18 protein-coding genes are annotated in these 21,435 nt (G+C 57.2%); 9 read left to right on the forward strand and 9 right to left on the reverse strand.

Annotation, left to right across the window (positions count from 1 at the left end; genetic code table 11):
• Positions 1–140 precede the first annotated feature (140 nt).
• Positions 141–953 carry a ferredoxin--NADP reductase gene (locus NHF56_RS06635; RefSeq protein WP_252802721.1) on the forward strand — a complete coding sequence of 271 codons (813 nt, stop codon included), beginning with the start codon at positions 141–143 and terminating at the stop codon, positions 951–953.
• Between the two features lie 66 nt (positions 954–1,019).
• Positions 1,020–1,262, forward strand: a complete 243-nt coding sequence (locus tag NHF56_RS06640; protein ID WP_252802723.1) for a hypothetical protein — start codon at positions 1,020–1,022, stop codon at positions 1,260–1,262.
• Here the strand turns inward: NHF56_RS06640 and NHF56_RS06645 are convergent.
• From NHF56_RS06645 to bcp, 5 genes are all read right to left on the reverse strand, one after another.
• Positions 1,259–1,675 (reverse strand): NUDIX domain-containing protein, encoded by a 417-nt coding sequence (locus NHF56_RS06645; protein WP_252802725.1) that lies wholly within the window; start codon positions 1,673–1,675, stop codon positions 1,259–1,261. The genes NHF56_RS06640 and NHF56_RS06645 overlap by 4 nt on opposite strands.
• Positions 1,676–1,684: 9 nt before the next feature.
• On the reverse strand, positions 1,685–3,148 hold the full coding sequence (locus NHF56_RS06650) for a DEAD/DEAH box helicase (protein WP_252802727.1): 1,464 nt from the start codon (positions 3,146–3,148) through the stop codon (positions 1,685–1,687).
• A gap of 229 nt (positions 3,149–3,377) precedes the next feature.
• Complete coding sequence (locus tag NHF56_RS06655; RefSeq protein ID WP_252802728.1) at positions 3,378–4,682, reverse strand: peptidoglycan DD-metalloendopeptidase family protein; 1,305 nt, start codon at positions 4,680–4,682, stop codon at positions 3,378–3,380.
• Positions 4,683–4,777: 95 nt separating this feature from the next.
• Complete coding sequence (locus NHF56_RS06660; protein WP_252802729.1) at positions 4,778–5,593, reverse strand: ferritin-like domain-containing protein; 816 nt, start codon at positions 5,591–5,593, stop codon at positions 4,778–4,780.
• 12 nt (positions 5,594–5,605) lie between these two features.
• Positions 5,606–6,109 carry a thioredoxin-dependent thiol peroxidase gene (gene bcp, locus NHF56_RS06665; protein WP_254007591.1) on the reverse strand — a complete coding sequence of 168 codons (504 nt, stop codon included), beginning with the start codon at positions 6,107–6,109 and terminating at the stop codon, positions 5,606–5,608.
• 74 nt (positions 6,110–6,183) lie between these two features.
• Between bcp and NHF56_RS06670 the strand changes: the two genes are divergently transcribed.
• Positions 6,184–9,591: a DUF3971 domain-containing protein gene (locus NHF56_RS06670; RefSeq protein WP_252802733.1), complete on the forward strand. Its 3,408-nt coding sequence runs from the start codon at positions 6,184–6,186 to the stop codon at positions 9,589–9,591.
• Between the two features lie 27 nt (positions 9,592–9,618).
• On the opposite strand, the gene tyrS is transcribed toward NHF56_RS06670, so the two are convergent.
• The gene (gene tyrS / locus NHF56_RS06675; RefSeq protein ID WP_252802734.1) at positions 9,619–10,872 is read right to left on the reverse strand and encodes a tyrosine--tRNA ligase; all 1,254 of its coding nucleotides are present in this window, start codon (positions 10,870–10,872) and stop codon (positions 9,619–9,621) included.
• Positions 10,873–11,007: 135 nt separating this feature from the next.
• On the opposite strand from tyrS, the gene NHF56_RS06680 reads away from it, so the two are divergent.
• Positions 11,008–12,135 carry an anhydro-N-acetylmuramic acid kinase gene (locus tag NHF56_RS06680; protein WP_252802736.1) on the forward strand — a complete coding sequence of 376 codons (1,128 nt, stop codon included), beginning with the start codon at positions 11,008–11,010 and terminating at the stop codon, positions 12,133–12,135.
• Here NHF56_RS06680 and NHF56_RS06685 read toward each other — a convergent pair whose 3' ends face one another.
• Both NHF56_RS06685 and NHF56_RS06690 read right to left on the reverse strand, forming a co-directional pair.
• On the reverse strand, positions 12,136–12,450 hold the full coding sequence (locus NHF56_RS06685; RefSeq protein WP_252802738.1) for a MazG nucleotide pyrophosphohydrolase domain-containing protein: 315 nt from the start codon (positions 12,448–12,450) through the stop codon (positions 12,136–12,138).
• Entirely contained in the window at positions 12,451–13,302 is an 852-nt protein-coding gene (locus NHF56_RS06690; protein WP_252802740.1) for a patatin-like phospholipase family protein, read from the reverse strand. It lies immediately after the preceding gene.
• Between the two features lie 384 nt (positions 13,303–13,686).
• Between NHF56_RS06690 and NHF56_RS06695 the strand changes: the two genes are divergently transcribed.
• Positions 13,687–15,552 carry a caspase family protein gene (locus tag NHF56_RS06695; RefSeq protein ID WP_252802742.1) on the forward strand — a complete coding sequence of 622 codons (1,866 nt, stop codon included), beginning with the start codon at positions 13,687–13,689 and terminating at the stop codon, positions 15,550–15,552.
• Between the two features lie 91 nt (positions 15,553–15,643).
• Here NHF56_RS06695 and NHF56_RS06700 read toward each other — a convergent pair whose 3' ends face one another.
• Positions 15,644–16,321, reverse strand: coding sequence for an alpha/beta hydrolase (locus tag NHF56_RS06700; RefSeq protein WP_252802744.1), 678 nt, complete (start codon positions 16,319–16,321; stop codon positions 15,644–15,646).
• Positions 16,322–16,515: 194 nt separating this feature from the next.
• On the opposite strand from NHF56_RS06700, the gene NHF56_RS06705 reads away from it, so the two are divergent.
• The 4 genes from NHF56_RS06705 (at position 16,516) to sufD (ending at position 21,431) form a co-directional block, all read left to right on the forward strand.
• Positions 16,516–17,688, forward strand: a complete 1,173-nt coding sequence (locus NHF56_RS06705) for a cysteine desulfurase family protein (RefSeq protein ID WP_252802746.1) — start codon at positions 16,516–16,518, stop codon at positions 17,686–17,688.
• Positions 17,689–17,813: 125 nt separating this feature from the next.
• Complete coding sequence (gene sufB, locus NHF56_RS06710; protein WP_252802748.1) at positions 17,814–19,283, forward strand: Fe-S cluster assembly protein SufB; 1,470 nt, start codon at positions 17,814–17,816, stop codon at positions 19,281–19,283.
• Positions 19,284–19,390: 107 nt separating this feature from the next.
• Positions 19,391–20,146 carry a Fe-S cluster assembly ATPase SufC gene (gene sufC / locus NHF56_RS06715; protein WP_252802750.1) on the forward strand — a complete coding sequence of 252 codons (756 nt, stop codon included), beginning with the start codon at positions 19,391–19,393 and terminating at the stop codon, positions 20,144–20,146.
• Positions 20,147–20,156: 10 nt separating this feature from the next.
• Complete coding sequence (sufD, locus tag NHF56_RS06720) at positions 20,157–21,431, forward strand: Fe-S cluster assembly protein SufD (protein WP_252802752.1); 1,275 nt, start codon at positions 20,157–20,159, stop codon at positions 21,429–21,431.
• The last annotated feature ends 4 nt before the right edge of the window (positions 21,432–21,435 follow it).

Here is a 21,435-nt window from a genome sequence, read left to right on the forward strand (position 1 = left end):
GGCGAGAATTACATGTGGGCGAAGGTCGTCGGGCGATTTTGGCGGGCCGATAAACAAATAGGGGTATTCCTTTTTCGCCCGAAATATATTATTGTTCGTGTGCGAACGATTTTTGAGAAGACATAAGGATCGAGAATCTGATGGATGCAGTTGCAGTGAAACAAGAGGACGTGGCGGCACTTCCCGCTGGCGTTTTTGCAGAGACCGTAACCGATGTTCAGCATTATACGGATCGGCTTTTCCGTTTCCGCATGACGCGTCCGGAAAGCTTCCGCTTCCGTTCGGGCGAGTTTGTCATGATCGGGCTGATGGTCGAAGGCAAGCCGTTGTTCCGCGCCTATTCCATCGCCAGCCCCGCCTGGGATGAAGAGCTTGAATTTTTCTCCATCAAGGTGCCGGACGGACCGCTGACCTCGCATCTGTGCGATATCAAGGTGGGCGACACCGTGCTGATGCGCAAGAAGCCGACAGGCACGCTGGTGCTGGACGCGCTGGTGCCGGGCAAGCGGCTTTACATGTTCTCCACCGGCACAGGCATTGCGCCTTTTGCCTCGCTGATCCGCGATCCGGAAACGTATGAGAAGTTCGAAGAAGTCATTCTGTGCCATACCTGCCGCGAAGTGGCCGAACTGAAATATGGCTTCGATCTGGTCGAGGAAATCAAGAACCACGAATTCCTTGCCGAACTCGTTGGCGACAAGCTGAAGCATTATGCGACGGTGACGCGTGAAGATTATCCGTTCAAGGGGCGCATTACCGACCTGATGGAAAGCGGAAAGCTCTATACCGATCTTGGCGTGCCGCCGATCAACCCGGAAATCGACCGCGGCATGATCTGCGGCTCGGCTGCGATGCTGAAGGACACCAAGGAACTGCTGGAAAAGGCAGGGCTGACGGAAGGTGCCAACAACAAGCCGGCGGAATTCGTGATCGAGCGTGCGTTTGTCGGCTGATCCTTTGATGGAATCAGTTATCTTCGAAGGGGCCCGATTGTGGCCCCTTTTTTATTGGGAGAAACCATGAGCGATGCGATAGATGCACTGGCGGCTGAGATTGCAGCCGAGGTTCGGCGGGCTGAAAGCCTGCATGCGCCGATGCACAGTCCACACGAAGGCTGGTCCATTATCTTTGAAGAACTGGAAGAGCTGCGCGAACATGTGCGCGCCGATACCGGGCGCAGCGAAGAGGCGCGCAAGGAAGCCATACAGATTGCAGCCATGGGTCTGCGATACGCTTTGAACCTTTGTGGAGACGTCGTTTAAGCAGTTGCCTGCAGTGCTTTGACGGCATCGGCGGCAAAACGCGACAGCGGCGTGGGGAGATCATCGAGATCAAACCAACCGAATTCGGGCAGCTTTTCAGGCTCAATCACACGCGGCTCGCCGGTGAAGTCGTCGGTCGTGTAAATGGTGGAAATCCAGTGGTGGCCGTCTTCGGGTATGATTTGTTCGGACAGGCAGAGAAAGCGGATATCGCCGATTTTCAGGCCTGTCTCTTCCTCGGCTTCGCGTTTGGCAGCGAGGCTTGAACGCTCCATGTGATCGACCTTGCCGCCGACGATGTTCCAATGGCCGGGTTCCGGTGCCTTGATGCGTTTATACAAGAGCACGCTCCGGCCACGCATAATTGCGAGGCCGGTTCCAAAGCCTGGGAAATCGATGCCGGGTTGGCCCATGGGGCGCAATTACGCCTTGGCGGCGATCAGCATGAAGGCCGGGATATCGTCGCCGAAACCAACGGGCGTCGGGCCGTCGTCGCGGTCTTCGCGGCGGTTGCGGCGCGAACGATTGTCATCATTGGCCGGCTGACGGTTGTTGCCGCGCTTGTTGCGGTTTTCCCGACGGTCTTCTTTCTTCGCAGCGTTCATGACTTCAGCCTTTTCGTCAGAGGACTCGTTTGCTTTTTCTACAGTTTCATTGTGAACGTCGGATGAACCGCTCTTGCGGTTGCGCGATTTGTTCTTCGAGCCACGGCGATTGTCTTCGCGTTCGTTGCTATCTGCGGCTGCTGGCAATGCGTTCAGATCGCCATCAAGCCATTCAATCGGCTGGTCGATCAGCTTCTCGATGGCATCGAGATATTTGCGGTCGCTCTTGCAGACCAGCGTGAAGGCAGCACCTTCGCGACCGGCACGACCGGTGCGACCGATGCGGTGGACATAGTCTTCCGCATGGATCGGGATGTCGTAGTTGAACACATGGCTGACGGCGGGAATATCAAGGCCGCGCGCTGCCACATCCGACGCAACCAGGAACTTGATATTGTTTTCCTTGAAATTGTGCAGCATGGTCATGCGCGAACGCTGATCCATATCGCCATGCAGAGCGCCCGCTGAAAAACCGTGGCGGTCGAGCGAGCGGAAAAGCGTGGCCACATCCTTCTTGCGGTTGCAGAAGATGATGGCGTTTTGAATATTGGTCTGCGATTCGATGATTTCACGCAGTTTGGCGCGCTTCTCGTAGTCCTTGGCATGGGACGCGACGAGGCGCTGTGTCACCGTCTTTGCCGTGGAGGAGGGCGGAGCGACCTCAACGCGGACAGGGTTTTGCAGAAACTGGTCTGCCAATCCCTGAATTTCCTTCGGCATGGTGGCGGAGAAAAACAGCGTCTGACGGGTAAACGGAATGAGCTTGGCGATGCGTTCGATATCGGGAATGAAACCCATGTCGAGCATGCGGTCGGCTTCGTCGATGACGAAGATTTCGACGGCAGACATCAAAAGCTTGCCACGCTCGAAGTGATCGAGCAGGCGGCCGGGTGTTGCAATGAGCACGTCAGCGCCACGCTCCAGCTTTCGATTCTGGTCCTCAAAGGACACACCGCCGATCAGCAGAGCGACGTTGAGCTTGTGATTCTTGCCGTATTTGTCGAAGTTTTCCGCAACCTGTGCCGCCAGTTCTCGGGTCGGTTCGAGGATGAGCGTGCGCGGCATGCGGGCACGGGCGCGACCGTTTTCCAGGAGCGTCAACATCGGCAGCACAAAACCCGCTGTCTTGCCAGTCCCCGTCTGCGCGATGCCCAGAATATCCTTGCGTTCCAAAGCGGGTGGGATAGCACCAGCCTGAATCGGAGTTGGGGTTGAATAGCCAGCGTCTTCGACAGCAGAGAGTACTTTCGGGCTTAGGCCCAGATCAGCGAATATGGTCAATGGAAGACTTTTTCCGTTCCTGTTCTTTCGAACGATGATGAATCACGACTTTGATTTCATTCTCATGTGCGGTGCGAAATAGTCCTAAACCCCGGTAAAGTCAACAAAACGGGGGGCTTTGGAACGGTAAAGGTTAAGAATTACGAGCAATTGACGCGAAATTTTGCCCGTGGCGGCCTATATCGCATGCGATATATCCATATTGAAGTGACTCAGGCCACGTATCCACTCAGAGATAGGTGTCCAGCTTCAGGCCCGCGTTGAGGAACTTGATGGGATTCACAGCCTTGCCGTTCAGGCGAACTTCATAATGCAGGTGCGGACCGGTGGAGCGACCGGTATTGCCGGACTTTGCGATAATGTCGCCAGCGTCAACCTGTTGCCCAACCTTGACAAGGGTCTGCGAGAGATGGCCGTAACGGGTGGTTACGCCGTTCTTGTGACGGATCTCGACCATGATGCCATAACCGCCGGCGCGGCCTGCGGTGATGACGGTTCCAGCGCCCGTTGAGCGCACCGGTGCGCCGACACGCTCACGGAAGTCGATGCCTGCATGCATGGCAAGCTTGTGGAAAAAGGGATCGACGCGGTTGCCAAAGCGGCTGGTGATCTGTGCGCCGGGTGCCGGATTGGCAAAGGGCAGATGGCGCGCCTGGGTCTTGACTTTCTCAAGGCGCTCAAGGGCGCTGTCGAGTGCGTCGAGCTGCTGGTTGAAAGGGTCGATCTCGTCGGGTGCATCCAGCGGTTCAGGCGCGAGGTAAGGGCCGCCGATGGCAGATGATTTGTCTTCAACATCGGCAATGTTGCTAAAGCCGGTTTCGGAGAGGATGTCCTGGATGGCGCTTGCCGTCTGTGTAGCGCCCACGGTGAGCGACTGGATGCGATAGAGCTGGTCGCGCTCGATGCTTTTCAGGGAACGCGTTACGCGCGAAAAGACCTGTTCGGCCTTGTCGGCATTGGTTTCGCGCAAGGGTGCATAGCCGAGCGGCGAGGTATAAGCCGAGACGGGGGCTTCGATGCGCTCGCGTTTCTTGCCGAGAAGCGTGTCGATGGCGTCGCCGGCCGACGCCTTGTCGTCCAGTTCGGACACACGGCGCGGATTATCTTCCGGGATCGGAACGTCGCTGTCGACGAGACCGGCGCGCTCAATGAGCGAATCGATGCGACCGTGGCGGTCGGACAATGCGTTTTGACGTTCCAGAAGCTTTTCGACCTTCTGTTCGACCACCTGCTGGTCAAGCAACTGGCGCGAGGTGATCTTGTCGACCTGAGCGCGCAGTGCGGCAATGCGGTCTTCATATTCGCGCTGCATGCGAGCCTGGCGGGTCAACGACGCGCCGATGAGCCCGTCGCGCACGACGAGATAGGAGGTTGCGGAAAGATAACCAATGGTGAAAACGCCGGCAAAGCAGAAGGCAATGGCTGCCATCCACGGCTTGACCGTCATGTGGCGAACCTTGTCACCGCTTGCCAGGATGAGAACGTGCTGTTTGGCCGGTTTACCGAATACGCCTTTGCCAGCTTGTCTTGCCACTGATCGCTCCTGCTTTTCCTAGCGGATCTCTCTTTTCGAGTCGTGGCGATTACACACTGTTAAGGTTAACAAAGCCTTGAATTCGGTTTCGTTCGTTAGGCGGAACTGGTGGAAACCAGCGCTCTGTAGAAAGAGGGCGTGAGACCGGCAGCGGCGCGGGCGAGGTCATTGAAAGGTGGTTTCAGAGGGCCGCGGAAGTGAGAGCGCACCAGTTCCTGAAAGGTTGTTGCGGGATTGAGCTTTTCGCGGGCACACAGAAAGCGGAACCATTTGGCACCGATGGCAACATGGCCTTTTTCGTCTTCGTAGATGACGGAAAGAACTGCGGCACTCTCGTGGTCGCCTGCCTCCTTCAGTTTTTCCTGGAGCGAGGGTGTAACATCGAGGCCGCGGGCCTCAAGGATCAGGGGTACGACCGCAAGCCGCGCTGTCAGGCTGTCACGGGTGCTGTGGGCTGCCTGCCAGAGACCGTCGTGGGCGTCCAGATCGCCGTAATCGCCGCCGAGTTCACGCAGGCGATTGCGCACCATAAGGAAGTGCTTGGATTCTTCGTCTGCGACCTGCATCCAGCCGTCGAAAAAGGAGCGCGGGACATTCTGCGTGGTGAAGCGGGCAACGATATCCAGGGCGAGATCGACGGCGTTCAGTTCGATATGGGCAAGCGCATGAAGGAGCGCGATGCGCGAGCGGAGCGAACCTACGCCGCGGTTCTTGACCTGTGTGGGGGGAACAAGCGCCGGCTTTGCGGGACGACCGGGACGATCCGGTATTTTAGGATCGGCTGGCGAGCGCAGGGCAATCTTGCGGTTGAACCAGAGTGTGGCCGTTTCACGGGCCAGCGCTGTCTTCTGATCAAGGTCCGGGTTTGAGAGCGCAGCAATGGTGCGCGCCCGCAAGGTTGCTTCTGCCATATGTGCTGTTCCTCAGCCCTGGTTCTTGACTTCTTCCAGGACCGCCTCGGCGTGCCCCTTTGCCTTTACATTGGTCCAGGTGTGGCGGATGACGCCGTCCTTGCCGATCAGATAGGTGGTTCTTGCGACACCCATATACTGGCGGCCATACATGCTTTTCTCCTGCCAGACGCCATAGGCTTCGAGAACGGACTTTTCCGTATCGGAGGCAAGGATGACGGAGAGATTCTGTTTCTTGACGAAGTTGTCGTGGCTCTTGACGGTATCCGGCGACATGCCGATGACGACGGTATCAAGTTTGGCAAACGCATCGGCGAGGCCGGAAAAATCCACAGCTTCGATGGTGCAGCCGGTCGTGTTATCCTTCGGATAGAAATAGAGCACCACATTTTTGCCAGAGAAATCGCTCAGCGAGACCGTCCCCCCGCCATCGCGTGGAAGTGTGAAGTCTGGGGCCTTGTCACCGGGATTTAGTTCGCTCACGGGCTGTCTCCATCGTTTCAGGTTGCATTTCATGGCGGTATGTGCGCGGTTATATTCATATCGTGAATCAGCGCAAGAGCCAGGGTTTTTAGGGAGGCGCTTCCGAAATGGAAGGCTTGCAGGATCAGCAGGAATCCGGCGATGCGGGCGAGAGCGACCGCACGGACGATATGCTGCGCCCTGAAAAATCCCCAAGGCGAAAGCGGCGGCGAAGCACAGGGCAACGCCTGCTGTGGGTGATGTTCTGGCCGCTTCTTTTGATCGCGCTTGTGGCGGCTGGCGGCTATTTTGCAATCGAGGCCGGCTATCTCGACAAGCCTTTGCGGACGGCGGCCCTTCGCGCTCTGGATGATGCAGCCGGCGAGAACTACAAAGTCAGCCTCAATCGCACCGTGCTGCGTTTCAGCCCCAGGGGTCATCTCGTGGTCGAGGCGCAAGGCGTCGGGCTGATACCCAAAGATGAAGAAACGGCGGTGTTGGGCGCGCAAAAAGCGCGGATCGAGTTCAACATGGCCTCGGTCTTCGGCGGCTCGCCGTCGGTCGATGATATTACGCTTTCCGGTGTTTCCATTGACTATTCCCGCTTGGGCGCAGTGGGCGGCGCATTGCCGGCGAGGATCGATGCCTTCCCGGCGCTGTTTGAGCAGGTCTTCACCAAGGTTGGTGAATTCAGCAAGGCGGCCAAATCGGCGAATGCAAAGCGCTTTACCCTTTCGGGGCTGCAGATGACCTTGCCGGCCATGCAGGGACGGACAGCCGATGTGCTCGTTCAGGCGATTGTTTTTGAGCAGACAGAGGACGGCTCTCTTGCGCTTAGCGGCCAGGTGAGCGTCGACGGTCGGGTGGCAGACATTAGCGGCAATGCCAATGCAGGCGAAGGCGGTGTTGAAGCCATTGATTTCTCGGTTGCCGGCTTCAATGTCAGCCCGTTCCTGAGCAAATGGACACGCGAGGGCGATCCGCATCTCGGCCTTTATGGTCTTGCCGATCTCGTGGTGCGCATGGAGCGTCCCACGGCGCGCGATCCGCTGCCGAAAATGAGCTTTTCCGTGTCGTTGCCTGAAGCCGCCTTTTACGGCGAGGGCGCTCCGGCAAATGTGAGGCGCGGTCTCCTGCGCGGACATTACGACTTTGCCGCCGAAAAGGTTGAAATCGAGAAGTCGATTCTGGAATTTCCAGGCGCGCTATTGCCTTTTTCAGGCGGGCTGATTGATGGCGACCGGCTTCATCAGGAGGGCATCAAGAATATCGCTGTCGAACTGGTGATCGATCAGGCGATATCGCGCACACGCAGCATGCAGGAGGCGCCGATCAGCTTTTCCGGCAAGTTTTTGGGCGATTTCGATCCTGCAACAAAGAAGCTTACCAGCGACAATATCGTGATCAATACGTCTGCCGGCGTACTGGGCGGTTCGCTGGCGGTGGATTTCGGCAAGCCGAACGATCCGCTTTATGACGGGGATTCGCCCGAGATCAGTCTGTCGGTCTATTCGAAAAGCATCAGTACGTCGGCTGCCAAGCAGCTATGGCCTTTCTGGATGGGGCAGGCGGTGCGAGAATGGGCCGGCCAGAATCTCTTCGGTGGCGCCATCAGCGATTTTTCGATTCTGCTTTTCCTGCCGGCGGGGCGGCTGCCGGTCTATGACGATCCTGTCCATTTCATGGAAAATGAGCTGAAGATCGATTTTGCCATGGAGCGTGGGCGTATCAATATTGCCGGCGACATTCCGCCGATGCGCGACACGGTTGGCAAACTCCATTATGCCGGTGAGAAACTGGATGTCGAGATTGATAGCGGCAGCGCCTATTTCCCGTCCGGTCGAGTGGTTGACCTCAAGGGTGGCAGCATCAAGATCGACAGCGTTGCCGATCCGCAGTTGATGACCGATGTCGATATGCGCATTGCAGGTCCGGCGGATGCTGCTGCAGAACTGGCAACCTACCGCCCCATGCAGGTGATGCAGCGGGTGGGGTTCGAGCCCGGCGATTTCTCCGGCTATGTGAATGCGGCGATTTCGGCCCATTTCCCACTCAAGGTGCAGACGCAGGGCGAGGAAAAGAGCGATTGGACGGCCCAGCTGGCGCTTGATAACGTCGCCATTTCCAAGCCGATTGACGGCAGACAGGTTTCGCATATCAGCGGGCAACTCAGCGTTAATCCGCGATCGGCCGCACTGGATGCCGACCTTTCTGTCGGCGGGGTTCCACTGCAGATGTCCATGGTGGAACCTTTGGTGGAGAATTCCGGGATCAAACGCAGTCGCACGCTTTCCGGGACGCTTGATCAGGCAGAGCTGGCCAAGCTGGTGCCGGGTCTCGACAGCCTGTTTGGCGGTCAGGTGAAGGTGGATGTCGAGCTGAAGGATGACGACCGGCAGGTGGTGAATGCAGACCTGAAAAATGCGGAAGTCTCCGTTCCCTGGGCCGGATGGACCAAGGGTGTTGGCGTGCCTGCCGCAATTTCCTTCCAGACCAGCAAAAAAGGAGATGACTACCTCATCTCGGATCTCAAGTTCACCGGTAGCGGCTTTGGTGCGACCGGCGCTCTGGTGAGTGGACCAAAGGGGCTGGTGTCGGCTGATTTTACCCATGTGCAATTGGCACCGGAGGATTCGCTGGCCTTGTCCGTGCGGCGGACAGGGCGCGGGTATAGCCTGAATTTGAGCGGCAAATCAGCGGACCTTCGCGGCGTTCTCGCGAAGATCAAGAACGGCAGCGGCGGCAAGGACGATGGTCTGTCGGACATCAAAATCAGTGCAAAGCTCGGCACAGCCATCGGGTTCAATAACGAGGTCTTGAAAAATGTCGACCTTGCGTATTCGTCCGTGGCCGGCAAGGCACCTGACATCAGCCTGAATGCGGTTACGGGTGGTGAACAGGCGGTGGTGATTTCCACCGTGGATGCGGCCGGTGGTACACCGACAATTGAAATCAGCGCTACGGATGCGGGCGCTTTTGCGCGCTTCACAGGGCTTTATACCTATATGTATGGCGGACTGTTGAACCAGAAGCTTCGCTATGTGCAGAAGGGCGAATGGGTTGGCTCGGTGGATGTCCGGCGCTTCGATCTGATCAACGAAAAACGCTTTGAAGAGCTGGTGACGACCAAATCCGGTGAAAACGGCAAGAGCCTCAACGAGGCGGTGCGCAAGAATATCGACTTGAATGCGCAGCATTTTTCACGCGCCAATGCGCTGCTGTCCATCAAGGATGGGGTGGTGAGTGTCAGCCGCGGGATCTTGCGCGGAGAGCAGGTGGGGGCGACCATTCAGGGCGTGGTTCGTGACAATGACGGCAATATGAACCTGACTGGGACGTTCATGCCGGCGTACGGATTGAACCGGCTGTTTGCCGAACTGCCGATTATCGGCATTCTGCTGGGGAACGGCCGCGACAAGGGGTTGATCGGGATCACGTTCAAACTTTCCGGCCCCATTCAGAAGCCGAAACTGCAGATCAACCCGCTGTCGATTATCGCGCCCGGCGTTTTCCGGAATATCTTCGAGTTCCAGTAGCGGGAGAAAAGGCGGCTGCCGCCCGGATCAGACCGGGCGGATCAGCACGTGTTTTTTCTTGCCCATGGAAAGCTTGATGAGACCTTCGCTGGACACTTCACCGCTGCCGACAACAGCTTTTTCGTCTGCAGCCTGCTGGTCGTTGATGCGCACCGCACCGCCCTTGATATGGCGACGGGCTTCGCCATTGGACGATGCAAAGCCTGCAGTGACCAACAGGGTGAGGAGGCCCATACCGGCTTCAATCTCGGCCTTTGGGACCTCGACCGTGGGCAGGTTTTCGGACAGCGCGCCTTCTTCGAATGTCTTGCGGGCCGTTTCTGCTGCTTCTTCGGCGGCGGCCCGGCCATGGAGCATGGCGGTGACTTCCGTGGCGAGGATCTTTTTCACCTCGTTGATCTCGGAGCCCGCAAGGGCCGACAGACGTGCGATCTCATCCATCGGAAGCTTTGTAAACAGCTTCAGGAAGCGCGGTACATCGGCGTCTTCCGTGTTTCGCCAGTATTGCCAGAAGTCATAGACCGGCAGGAGGTCTGCATTCAGCCAGACAGCGCCCGAGGCAGACTTGCCCATCTTGGCACCTGAAGCCGTGGTCAGGAGCGGCGCAGTCAAGGCGTAAAGCTGAGGCGTACCCATGCGATGACCAAGGTCGATGCCATTGACAATATTGCCCCACTGGTCGGAACCGCCCATCTGGAGGCGGCAGCCGTGACGCTGGTTCAACTCCACGAAATCGTAGGCCTGAAGGATCATATAGTTGAACTCCAGGAAGGACAGCGACTGTTCACGGTCCAAACGAGTCTTCACGCTGTCGAAGGAGAGCATGCGGTTGACCGAAAAATAGCGACCAACATCGCGAAGGAACTCAAGGTAGTTCAGTTTGCGCAGCCATTCGGCGTTATTGATCATGAGAGCCTGGTTGCTTCCAGAATCGTAGTTCAGATATTTTGCGAACGCCGTCTTGATTGAGGCAATGTTCGACTCAATCGTCTCCAACGTCATTAACTGTCGCGCTTCCTCCTTGAAAGACGGGTCACCCACCATGCCGGTGCCGCCGCCCATCAGGGAAATCGGGCGGTGACCGGTTTCCTGGAACCAATGCAGCATCATGATTTGCATGAGGTGCCCAACATGGAGCGAAGAGGCTGTCGGGTCATAGCCGATATAGGCCGTCACGCTTTCCTTCGACAACAGATCATCCAGGCCTTCGACATCGGAAATCTGATGAACAAAGCCGCGTTCGTGCATGACATGGAGGAAGTCGGATTTGAAACCGGACATGGGTCTTTTCTTTCTGGCCTTGATATTTCCCGGAAGCAGATCCGGGTATATGGATGATAGTGTTTCGGGCGGCGCTTTAGCATTGTTTTGGCAAATGTGCACCCGTTTTGGGCGCAAATATCAGGGTTTTGGCGAATGGCTTCGGCACGTGTTACGCAAACAGCAATCGGCCTGATGAGCGGCACGTCGATGGACGGGATTGATATCGCGCTTTTGAAAACCGATGGGGAACATATTGTTGAACGCGGGCCTGCCATGGAAGTGGCCTATGACGCGGGGTTTCGCAGGCTTTTGGCGCAGGGGCTTGAAGATGCCAAGGTTATCACACAACGACGGGAAAGGCCGGGTAGTCTGGCGTCGCTGGAGCGCGAACTGACGCTACGGCATGCCGCGGCGTTAGGTGTTTTTCTTAAGGAGAATAGCCTTGGGCCATCCGACATCGATATTGTCGGTTTTCATGGGCAGACGGTGTTGCACCGGCCGCTGCAGGCGCTCACAGTTCAGATTGGGGATGGGGCGCTGCTGGCGCGTGAAAGCGGCATTGCGGTGGTCTATGACATGCGGGCGAACGATATGGTGCATGGGGGCGAAGGCGCGCCTTTGGTGCCGGTCTACCATGCAGCGCTTTCGAAAAACCTGCCGGACAAGGCGCTGCCGGTCGTCTTCGTCAATATCGGGGGGATTTCGAACCTGACCTATATCGGTCCGGACGGCGAAATCATCGCGTTCGATAGCGGGCCGGGCAACACGTTGATCGATCAATGGGTGGAGGGAAATGCCGGTATTCCCTTCGATCAGGGCGGCGCGATTGCCTCGGAAGGCACGGTGATCAATACGCTGGCGGATCGTTATCTCGATCAGCCGTTTTTTACCGCCGAAAAGCGGCAATCGCTGGATCGTAACGATTTTCGCCCGCCTGAACCGGGCGAAGCCGGATTGCATGACGGTGCGCGCACGCTCGCTTATGTGACGGCAGCAGCGATCCTGAAGTCGGCACGGCATCTGCCGCAGACGCCGAAACAATATGTCATCTGCGGCGGCGGGCGGTTGAACCGGGTGATCATGGAGGACTTGAGACAGCTTGCCGGTGAAGGTGGTGCAACCGTTATCAATGCCGATGATGCGGGGCTCAATGGCTCTTCGATGGAAGCGGAAGCCTGGGCTTATCTCGCGGTGCGGGCCATGAAGGGACTGCCGCTGACCTTTCCGGGGACGACAGGCGTGAAAGCGCCGGTGAGCGGTGGTGTGATTGTCAGGCCTTGACTATTCTTCCAGATATTTGAACCATTTGTTGATAAGCGCAGCCTCAAGATCGATGTCGTTTTGACGCGCGAAAATGAGCAGATGCGCGAGCAAATCACCGGCTTCAGCTTCCAGGCGGTTGCGGATTTCGCTTTGGTTGAGATCCTTGGAGCGTCCGCGTGCCGAAAGCCGCAAATACTCTGCGACCAACTCGCCCAGTTCTTCCTGCAGTTTCAGGATGTACCAGTCGTCGTCACGCTCAATTCCACAGTTTTTCGCATAGATGTCCGAAACCTGCGCGACTTTTTCAGTCAGTTCCTCGATTGTCATCGCCATCTAAATGACCCCGTTTCTGGCGAATTTCTCGCCATCCTTGAGGCCGAGCTCATATGCTGCCCTCAGGCCGTTGGCATCGCCTATGGTGAACTTGTTGACGGTGATGTCTTCGGAGGGGCCGACAATGGTGCGATTGGGCGCCAGCGGTGGCGTGCGCCGAAAGCGGGTGAAGATCAGCAGGGTCTTGCCGCCGTTCTTTTCGGTTTCCGTGAGCCGGAGCGTGGGTGGATTGTCGACCAGGCCGCCGTCGAGGCAGGCGCGACCGCCTGCATGCCCAACCGCCATGAAGGGGGGTACGGCTGAGGTCGATAAAATGGCTTCCACGAGTTCGGCAGGGCTTTGCATATCGTGGGTGGAGAGCCAGCGGGGTTTGAGGCCGAGATAGCGTCCCGCCTTGGAATGGGCACCGCCGGTCAGCAGTTTCTCGATCTGATAAGCGCCGATGGAACCGAGTGAGCCGATGGACGGCGGCATCCAGGCTGGCAGGTCGGCGGCCTGCATGAGGATCGGCGATTGGGCTTTCAATGCATCGAGGGCGGACTGGTTGAAATGGTCTGTCAGGAAGGTGCGAAAGAGTTCGCCGACGACAAAGGGGGATTTGCCTTTCCAAACCCGCGACCAGTCGCTGTCGGGCAGGTTGCGGGCGGCGAATTCGAAGGCGGCGCTGCGCACCTGATGGCCGATTCCGGCAAGGTTCATCGCCGCATGGTAAGCGCCTGCGGAGACGGTGACGTAATAGGCGGGCTTTTGCGGGTGGAGGCCATTGAAGGCCTCCCAGAAGCCGGACTGCCAGTAACAGCGGTTTCCGCCACCTGCAAAACCGATGGCGTCGAAGCAAAGGGGATCGGTCATTGTCAAAATCGCTGAATGAACTGGGGTTTGAATGTTCACTTTTGAACAACCGTATCGCCGCTTGTCAATTGTTGAAGCGATGAAATCGCCGCTTTGAACAACCGTATCGCCGCTTGTCAATTGTTGAAGCGATGAAATCGCCGCAGAATAAGGAGGCGGGGTCGAACGTCATTGCTATGGCTTATGACCGGTGCTGCCAAGCGGGGTGCGGGTTGATGCAGCATGTTCAACCGCTTGACGCCTGGAAGGGGCAAATTGTAATCTGCGCCAAATTGCTGCGCGGGGGTGGGGCAAATGCATTTCCTTTATTGCTTATTCAAGGTATTTCAAACGGGACGTTGGTTCGCCGCTGCTCTGCTGGGCGGCGTTTTTCTTTTCGGAAGCGTGGATGCCTTCGCCGAACGGCGCGTGGCGCTCGTTGTCGGCAATGACAGCTACAGTTCGGTGCCTGCGCTGAAGCGGGCCGTCAACGATTCAACCTCTGTTGCCGAAGCCTTGCAGGAGATCGGTTTCGACAAGGTGATCTCGATGCAGAACCTGACGCGATCCGCGTTCAATCGTGCGGTGCGCGACTTTTCGAACGAATTGCAGGAGGGCGACACGGCCTTCTTCTATTTTTCGGGTCATGGTGTGGCTGTCGGCGGCAATAATTACCTGCTGCCGGTCGATTTTCCCGAAATCAAGGACGGCGATGACGACAGGCTGGTTGCCGATGAGAGCCGCTCGGTGGCCTCCATTCTGGAGGACGTGCAAGCCAGAGGGGCCGGTCGCGTTTTCATGATCCTGGATGCCTGCCGCAACAATCCGTTCCCGAAGGTTGCCGGGCGCAGCATCGGTCGCAGCGGTGGCGGTCTGGTGAGCGAAAAGGCGGTTGCTGGCGTGTTCATGCTCTATTCGGCGGGGTTCGGTCAGCAGGCGCTCGACCGGCTCTACGAGGAGGATGGCAAGGATGCCGATCCCAATTCGGTTTTCACGCGCAACCTGCTGCCGCTGATCAAGAAGCCCGGTCTTTCGCAACTGGATATTGCCAAGCAGTTGCAGACGTCGGTGCGAACGCTTGCGGCCACCGTGCAGCACAATCAGAACCCGGCCTATTATGACCAGATCGAAGGCTATTACGTTTTGAACCCGAAGCCTGTGTCGCAGCCTGAGCCTGCGCCGCCTGCCAAAGTTGCTGAAGATGTTTCCGGGCAAAGCGGGACGCCGAAAAGTGCTCCTTCGCCGGCAGCCGGCGCCAGTTCAGCATCCAGCGACTGGCAGTTGATCAAGGAGCTGAAACAGCCCGAGGTTTTCGAAGCCTTCAAGAAAAAATACGCAGGCGATCCGATCTATGAAACGCTCGCCGATCAGCAGATCGCACTTTTGAAACTCTCCAATCCTGTGGTCCCGCCAGTGCGCTCAGTGGCACCGGAAACAGAATGCGACCGGCTGGCGGCGCATCCTTTTGACTTGAAAAAAGTTGCAGGCGTCAAGGGTGTGGATTTCAGCAAGATCAGACCAGAGGCGGTGGAGGCTTGTGAGAGTGCCGTTGCGCAATATCCCGGTGAGATACGGTTTGAGGCGCAGTTGGGGCGGGCACTCAGCAAAGTCGGCCGGGATGATGAGGCCTTGGTTCATTATCGGAAGGCTGCCGATCAGGGGTATGCCGTCGCACAGAGTGACATCGGTTTTTACTATGAGAATGGGCTGGCGGTTCCGAAGGATTACGATGAATCCTACCGCTGGTATCGGATGGCCGCGGATCAAGGATATGCCACGGCTCAATACAATGTCGGCGTCTGTTATGGCGAAGGCCGCGGCGTCCAGAAGGACGACAAGGAGGCGTTGCGCTGGTGGCGCGAGGCGGCAGGTCAGGGAATGGCGCTTGCCATGAATTCCATTGGGATAGCCTATCAAAACGGTGAGGGCGTGAAGAAAGACAATGTTGAGGCTATGTGGTGGTTTCGTAAGGCGGTCGATGGGGGCCATATAGGTGCGCTTTACAGTGTCGCGAGGCTTTATGAGATGGGTGATGGACTGCCTGCCGACCGTGAAGAGGCAGCAGACTTCATGCTAAAAGCTCTGCTGAGTGGTGATGACTTTGCCAAGAAACAGATGGATACGGATGCGCAGAGCTGGAGCCTGGAATTCCGCAGGGCTCTGCAAGTGCGTCTAAGAGAGCGCGGATACTATCAAGGCGCGATTGATGGGAGCTTTGGCAGCGGGACGCTTGCGGCCATCAATGCTGTTTATGGAGCCGGGGACGATTAGGCTGTTGAAGCTCTGCGGCCTGTCGGCCTGTCCCTAAGGTTGGTGCGGTCGCCGGGTGATCGAAACCTTCAGCGACCGCGTCTTTCATTGTCTATCGAATGCGCTTGGCAGCGGGTTCCGGCACGAGTTCGCCGTTGAGACGGCGGTCGAGATAGTCTTCGCATTCGCCGAGCAGGGTTTCAACCTGGCCCTGGTAGAAATGGTTGGCACCCGGGACCGTCTTGTGGGTGATGAGAATGCCTTTTTGGGCTTTGAGCTTTTCCACCAGTCCCTGAACATCCTTTTCCGGTGCCACACGGTCACTATCGCCGCTGATGATAAGACCAGAGGACGGGCAGGGCGCGAGGAAGGAGAAGTCGTAGATATTCGGCTGCGGCGAAATCGACATGAAGCCTTCAATTTCCGGACGGCGCATGAGAAGCTGCATGCCGATCCAGGCACCAAAGGAATAGCCCGCAACCCAGCAGTTTTTCGAATCGGGGTGCATGGACTGCACCCAATCAAGGGCAGAGGCTGCGTCGGAGAGTTCGCCCGCACCATGGTCGAATTCACCCTGGCTGCGGCCGATGCCGCGGAAATTGAAACGCAGTGTCGTAAAACCGCGCTTCTGGAACATGTAGAAGAGCTGGTAGACAATCTGATTGTTCATCGTGCCGCCGAACTGGGGATGCGGGTGCAGGATGATGGCAATCGGCGCGTTTTTTTCCTTGGAGGGCTGGTAACGGCCTTCCAGTCTACCGGCCGGGCCGTTGAAAATCACTTCGGGCATATTTACTCCGTCATTGGCCGCTTCTAGTCTTGACGAAAGGAGTCATCTTTTCTAGAAACAGTTTAGAACTATTCGAAAGAGGCTTTCGGTTTGACCGTGTGCCTTTTGGGCTAGTCTCTTACGGCAATCGCGCCTGAAATTTCAAGAAAAATACGCCCTGGCCGGATGGTCGGGACGTTTAGATACCGGCACTGATGAGAAACACCGCCTATCTCGACTGGAATGCGACAGCACCGCTTCTGCCTGAAGCGCGTGAGGCGGTGATTGCGGCTCTCGATATGCCGGGCAATGCATCGTCGGTGCACAGGGCCGGCCGTTCCGCGCGCGCGGTGATCGACAAGGCGCGGGACCAGGTGGCAAAGCTTGCGGGTGCAAGTGCTTCCAATGTGATCTTCTTTTCGGGTGCGACCGAGGCAGCGAATGCGGTTTTGAGCCCGCGCTTCAAGATGGGCAGGGCGCCTTTGAAACTCTCCAAGCTCTATGTGAGCGAAACGGAGCATCCGGCCATTCTGGAAGGCGGGCGCTTCGAGCGTGACGATGTGGTGCGCATTCCGGTTGACGGCAATGGCGTTGTTGAACTGACGGCTCTGGCTGAAGCGCTTTCGGCGCATGACCGCTCAGGCGGGCTGCCGATGGTGGCTGTGCAGGCGGCCAATAGCGAAAGTGGCGTGGTGCAGCCCATCAACGCGATTGCCAGGCTGACACATGATCATGGCGGCATTTTCGTTTGCGACGCGGTGCAGGCTGCGGGTCGCATGCCGCTTGATATCGAAGCGCTCGACATCGATTTCATGATCCTGTCTGCTCACAAGATTGGCGGGCCGAAGGGTGTTGGCGCGCTGGTGTCGCGCGGTGAGGTGATGATGCCGGAACCGCTGGTGCGTGGCGGCGGGCAGGAAAAGGGTCACCGGGCGGGGACAGAGAATATTGCGGCGATTGCCGGCTTTGGTGCGGCTGCGGCATTCCATGCCGCCGGCCTTGAGGCGCGTGTGGCGGAGATAAAGGCTAAGCGCGATCTTCTGGAAGGCGCTTTCAAGGCTGCTGCTGCCGATATTCTGATCCACGGTGAAGCGGTTGACCGGCTCTGCAATACGAGCTTTTTCTCGCTGCCGGGTTTCAAATCCGAGACAGGGCAGATTGCTTTCGATCTCGAAGGGATTGCGCTTTCCTCCGGTTCGGCATGCTCTTCGGGCAAGGTGGGTGAAAGCCACGTGTTGAAGGCGATGGGCAAAGATGCGAGCCTTGGCGCGCTGCGCATTTCCATTGGCGTTTCAACGACGGATGAAGAAATTGAAGCGGCGATGGCTGCTTTTGAAAAGATCAATGTGCGCCGTCTGGCTGCCGCAAATGCGGGGGCGGCGGCGTGAAAATTGGGAAAAACTGAGGAAAAGTGATTTTCCATGGCTCTTATCCGTGCAATCGGCTAAGGCCAACCTAAATAAGAAACGTGAACAAGCTGCCGGCCCTTGATCCGGCAAGATTGGAGAACGACATGGTTGCGGTCCAGGAGACCATCGATCAGGTACGCCAGATCGATGTGGATCAGTACAAATACGGTTTCGAGACGATGATCGAAACCGACAAGGCACCCAAGGGCCTTTCGGAAGATATTATCCGGTTCATTTCTGCCAAGAAGCAGGAGCCTGAATGGATGCTGGAATGGCGTCTGGAGGCTTATCAGCGCTGGCTGACCCTGGAAGAGCCCACCTGGGCGCGGGTGAACTATCCGAAGATCGATTTCAACGACATCTATTATTATGCCGCGCCGAAATCGACCTCTGGTCCGAAATCGCTGGATGAAGTCGATCCGGAGCTTCTTGCGACCTATGAGAAGCTGGGCATTCCGCTGCGGGAGCAGGAACTTCTGGCCGGTGTGCAGAAATCGAAGATCGCCGTGGATGCGGTGTTCGATTCCGTTTCCGTCGTCACGACCTTCAAGGAAGAGCTGAAGAAGGCTGGCGTGATCTTCATGTCGATTTCTGAAGCGATCCGTGAACATCCTGAGCTGGTGCAGAAATATCTGGGCTCGGTGGTTCCGACCTCGGACAATTATTATGCGACGCTGAACAGCGCGGTGTTTACCGACGGTTCGTTCGTGTTTGTGCCGAAGGGTGTTCGTTGCCCGATGGAATTGTCGACCTATTTCCGCATCAACGAGAAGAATACCGGCCAGTTCGAGCGCACGCTGATCATTGCCGAAGACGGCGCTTATGTGTCCTATTTGGAAGGCTGCACGGCACCGCAGCGCGATGAAAACCAGCTGCATGCTGCTGTCGTGGAACTGGTGGCGCTGGACGATGCCGAGATCAAGTATTCCACCGTTCAGAACTGGTATCCGGGCGATAAGGAAGGCAAGGGCGGTATCTACAACTTCGTGACCAAGCGGGGCGATTGCCGCGGCAAGAATTCCAAGATTTCCTGGACGCAGGTTGAGACCGGCTCCGCGATCACCTGGAAATATCCGTCCTGCATTCTGCGTGGCGACGGCTCACGCGGCGAATTCTATTCGATTGCGGTGTCCAATGGTCACCAGCAGGTGGATTCGGGCACCAAGATGCTGCATCTGGGCAAGAACACCTCGAGCCGCATCATCTCGAAGGGCATTTCCGCAGGCTTCTCGCAGAACACCTATCGCGGGCAGGTTTCCGTGCATCGCAAGGCTGATAATGCGCGCAACTTTACCCAGTGCGACTCGCTGCTGATCGGTGACAAGTGCGGGGCGCATACCGTGCCTTACATTGAAGCCAAGAATGCATCCGCCCAGCTGGAGCATGAAGCCACGACGTCGAAGATTTCCGAAGATCAGCTGTTTTACTGCATGCAGCGCGGCGTGCCGGAAGAGGCAGCGATTGCCCTCATCGTCAACGGCTTCGTGAAAGACGTGATCCAGGAATTGCCGATGGAGTTTGCGGTGGAAGCGCAGAAGCTGATCGGGATTTCGCTTGAGGGAAGCGTGGGTTGATGGACGCAGCGGCATGGCATGCCGCTGGCGTTTCCAGCTGCGGCTGTCGATGATTAAATTGGCGACCGAACAAGGTTTGCCGTTACTCAATATTGGAAGTGAGCAAAATGCTTGAGATTAGAAACCTCCATGCACGGATTGCCGAAGACGGTACTGAAATTATCCGTGGTTTGAACCTGACTGTGAAGGCTGGTGAAGTGGCTGCGATCATGGGGCCGAACGGCTCCGGCAAGTCGACGCTGTCGTACGTCCTTTCCGGTCGTGAAGACTATGAAGTGACCGAAGGCGACATTCTCTACAATGGCGAGAGCATTCTGGAGCTTGATCCGGCAGAACGTGCTGCCAAGGGGTTGTTTCTGGCGTTCCAGTATCCGGTCGAAATTCCAGGCGTTGCCACCATGCAGTTCCTCAAGGTTGCCATGAACGAGCAGCGCAAGGCACGCGGTGAAGCCGAACTTTCAACGCCTGACTTCATGCGCAAGGTGAAGGAAGCGGCGTCCGCCTTGAAGGTGGAGCCTGAAATGCTTCGCCGTCCGCTCAATGTCGGTTTTTCCGGCGGTGAGAAGAAGCGTGTGGAGATCCTGCAGATGGCGCTTCTGGAGCCGAAGCTTTGCGTATTGGATGAAACGGATTCCGGTCTCGACATCGATGCTCTGCGCGTTGTTTCCGATGGCGTGAATGCGCTGCGCTCGCCTGATCGTGCGATGATTGTGATCACGCACTATCAGCGCCTGCTCGACCACATTCAGCCGGATAGTGTTCACGTGCTCTACAAGGGCCAGGTGATCAAGTCGGGTGATGCGGAGCTTGCCAAGGAACTCGAAGCCAACGGCTATGAAGATGTGATCAAGAGCGCTGCTTGAGGACAACGATATGACTGCTCAGAATGTAATAGCGCTGACGCAGGCAGAAAGCGCGCTGATTGATACCTATAACAATCATGTCGGCAGCCTGCCTGGTGATGAGAACGTGCTTTTGGCGCGTGATAATGCGATCTACGCGTTGAAGACGCATGGGCTGCCCTCGCGCCGCATAGAGGCATGGCACTATACGGACTTGCGCGCCTTGCTGCGTGAGGTTCCCGCCGATGATCTTTCAGCTGCTGCCGAAAAGGTCGCGCCGCTGCTTGACGGTTCGAGCGTTTTTACCATTTCGCGTGATGGAAGCGTTGAAGGCCGCGTCGAAGGGGCGACAGTTCGCGCCTATGACGCTGCACTGCTGGATGGTTCGGCGGCGGCTGATTTGTCTCCATTGGGGGATGATGATGCCATCGGCCGGATCAATGGCGGTCTGGTGAATTCAGGCTTTGAGATCTCGTTCGAAGACGGTGTTGCGCCGGCAAACGCAATCGAGATTCAGATGTTTGCCGTTGGCGGCCAGCTGCATAGTCGGCTGAACGTCAACTTTGGCCGTGATTCAAAGGTGCGGATCGTCGAGCGGCACATTGGGACCAAGGGCTCTGCTGCGCTGTCGTCTCTGGTCAGTGACATCAAGCTTGGTGACGGTGCAGAGGTCGAGTGGATCATCCTGCAGCAGGAAGAGGACATTTCCTCTTATCTCGGCCAGTTGAAATTTGCCCTTGGTGAAAACGCGAAATTCAGCCTTTTCATTCTGAATGCGGGCGGCAAGCTCGTTCGAGAGGAAATCCATGGCGTTACGAAAGCGCCGGGTGCGGATTTCCAGATGCGGGTGATCAACCTGCTCGGCGGTGACAGTCACACGGACGTGACGATGGTGCTGGGGCATGATGTGCCTGAGACAACCTCGACCGAGGTCATCCGCAACATCGTGTTTGACAAGGCCAAGGGTGTGTTCCAGGGGCAAATCCGGGTTGCGCCGGATGCGCAGAAGACCGATGCGCGCATGGCCTGCAATTCGCTTCTGCTTTCCGACGCGGCTGATTTTTCGGCCAAGCCGGAGCTGGAAATTTTTGCAGACGATGTGCAATGCGCCCATGGTGCGACCGTAGCGGACATCGACAGGAAGCAGCTTTACTATCTCATGAGCCGTGGCATTCCCGAGAGCAAGGCGCGTGGTCTGCTGGTGCAGGCCTTCGTGGCCGAGCTTGTGGAAGAAATGGAAGGCCAGGACCTGATTGAGGCCTTGGAAAACGTGATTGCCGATTGGCTGGAAGCGCGGGACGCGTGAACGA

Source organism: Rhizobium sp. L1K21 (assembly GCF_024055895.1).
Taxonomy (GTDB): domain Bacteria; phylum Pseudomonadota; class Alphaproteobacteria; order Rhizobiales; family Rhizobiaceae; genus Ensifer_A.

Coding starts and splice junctions, on each gene's coding strand:
- NHF56_RS06635 (WP_252802721.1), top strand. CDS start 141: ATGGATGCAGTTGCAGTGAAACAAGAGGACGTGGCGGCACTTCCCGCT.
- NHF56_RS06640 (WP_252802723.1), top strand. CDS start 1,020: ATGAGCGATGCGATAGATGCACTGGCGGCTGAGATTGCAGCCGAGGTT.
- NHF56_RS06645 (WP_252802725.1), bottom strand. CDS start 1,675: ATGGGCCAACCCGGCATCGATTTCCCAGGCTTTGGAACCGGCCTCGCA.
- NHF56_RS06660 (WP_252802729.1), bottom strand. CDS start 5,593: ATGGCAGAAGCAACCTTGCGGGCGCGCACCATTGCTGCGCTCTCAAAC.
- bcp (WP_254007591.1), bottom strand. CDS start 6,109: ATGAAATGCAACCTGAAACGATGGAGACAGCCCGTGAGCGAACTAAAT.
- NHF56_RS06670 (WP_252802733.1), top strand. CDS start 6,184: ATGGAAGGCTTGCAGGATCAGCAGGAATCCGGCGATGCGGGCGAGAGC.
- tyrS (WP_252802734.1), bottom strand. CDS start 10,872: ATGTCCGGTTTCAAATCCGACTTCCTCCATGTCATGCACGAACGCGGC.
- NHF56_RS06680 (WP_252802736.1), top strand. CDS start 11,008: ATGGCTTCGGCACGTGTTACGCAAACAGCAATCGGCCTGATGAGCGGC.
- NHF56_RS06685 (WP_252802738.1), bottom strand. CDS start 12,450: ATGGCGATGACAATCGAGGAACTGACTGAAAAAGTCGCGCAGGTTTCG.
- NHF56_RS06690 (WP_252802740.1), bottom strand. CDS start 13,302: ATGACCGATCCCCTTTGCTTCGACGCCATCGGTTTTGCAGGTGGCGGA.
- NHF56_RS06700 (WP_252802744.1), bottom strand. CDS start 16,321: ATGCCCGAAGTGATTTTCAACGGCCCGGCCGGTAGACTGGAAGGCCGT.
- NHF56_RS06705 (WP_252802746.1), top strand. CDS start 16,516: ATGAGAAACACCGCCTATCTCGACTGGAATGCGACAGCACCGCTTCTG.
- sufB (WP_252802748.1), top strand. CDS start 17,814: ATGGTTGCGGTCCAGGAGACCATCGATCAGGTACGCCAGATCGATGTG.
- sufC (WP_252802750.1), top strand. CDS start 19,391: ATGCTTGAGATTAGAAACCTCCATGCACGGATTGCCGAAGACGGTACT.
- sufD (WP_252802752.1), top strand. CDS start 20,157: ATGACTGCTCAGAATGTAATAGCGCTGACGCAGGCAGAAAGCGCGCTG.